The 1,217-nt window shown below is 39.4% G+C and carries 1 protein-coding gene; it reads right to left on the reverse strand.

The genetic code is table 11. The annotated features are described in order from the left end of the window. Positions 1-9: 9 nt before the first annotated feature. Positions 10-921 carry an IS982 family transposase gene (locus B5J93_RS08990; RefSeq protein ID WP_079326083.1) on the reverse strand — a complete coding sequence of 304 codons (912 nt, stop codon included), beginning with the start codon at positions 919-921 and terminating at the stop codon, positions 10-12. Positions 922-1,217: the final 296 nt, after the last annotated feature.

Here is a 1,217-nt window from a genome sequence, read left to right on the forward strand (position 1 = left end):
ACCCCACTCTCAACTTAAAATCATCTCAAACCTAAGCGGTGGATTGCCAAGTTGTTTGTTGATTTGCACACAAAGACTGTGAGCTAAGAGTTTTCTAATAAAACGGTTGGACAGATGCCACAAGTCTCTTGCTTTGGTGGTTTGAACATTAAATCTTTGTGATAATTGAGAGATGACGGTTTCAATGGTTTTTCTTGTTCGTTTAAGATAAGACACGAAACCTTGACCTCTATCCTCTTTCATATTATCCCTAAGAGGTGTTTGTAAATCAACCCCCAACTTAGCAAGTTCCTCTTGTAATGCTTTGGATAAATAACCCTTATCCCCAAAGACCAAACTGGCTTGCCCTCCTTGTAAGGACTGTGTCAACTCAAACACCACCTGTCTGTCATCTGTATTGGCAGGTGTTAATGTGTAAGCAATCACTTGACCGTCTTGGTTTGTGAGTAAATGGGCTTTAAACCCAAAGTAGTGTTCGCTCTTACTGGCACAATAACCAAAGCTCCCAACCCCCTTAAAAGATTTGTGTCTTTTTGCTCTTTGATAGACACAGACAGGCAAAGGAAAGCTGTCAATTAAATAAGGCTTAGTGGGACGGCTGTCTTGATTGTCAAGAATACACAAAGAGCCAAGTACCTTCATCATTTTGTCTTTAACCCAAACCAAGTTGGCACAGTGTTTGGCAAAGTTTGGGTATGAGCCTAATTTGGGGAAATAGTGTTGATAGCAGTTCTTAAAGTAAGCCCAAATCTCCTTATCAGTGTCAAAACCTAAGCTTTCACCCACAAGCTCCATGGTGATGATTTCTGTGTCAGACAAGGCAGGCAAAAAGCCTTTGCTTCTTAGAGGTTTGGTTACAATATTTTGATACAAAGTCTCTACCAAAAGATAGACAACAATGATAAAATCATCATACGACATAGCTTACTCCTAGACTGTTTTGTGGTGAAACATTGGATTGGGCTATGTTGTTTTTATTTCAAGCACCCTGCTTGTTGTGGTGTGTTAGTTGAGAGTGGGGTATTAAGTGGTCGGATAGCCATTTTTCATGCAAAAATTGATTTAAAACGTTAAGCTTTCACCTTATTTTATAAAAATGTTATCAATGGTAGACACGCCCTATGTTACCTGCTATCTTTGATAATGTCATGACCGCCCACAATCCTACTTTCACCCAGAAATTTACCATTGCCATGATTGGCTTTTTTGCCTTTTTA

The sequence above is a fragment of the Moraxella equi genome, assembly GCF_002027555.1.
GTDB classification, from domain to species: Bacteria; Pseudomonadota; Gammaproteobacteria; order Pseudomonadales; family Moraxellaceae; genus Moraxella; species Moraxella equi.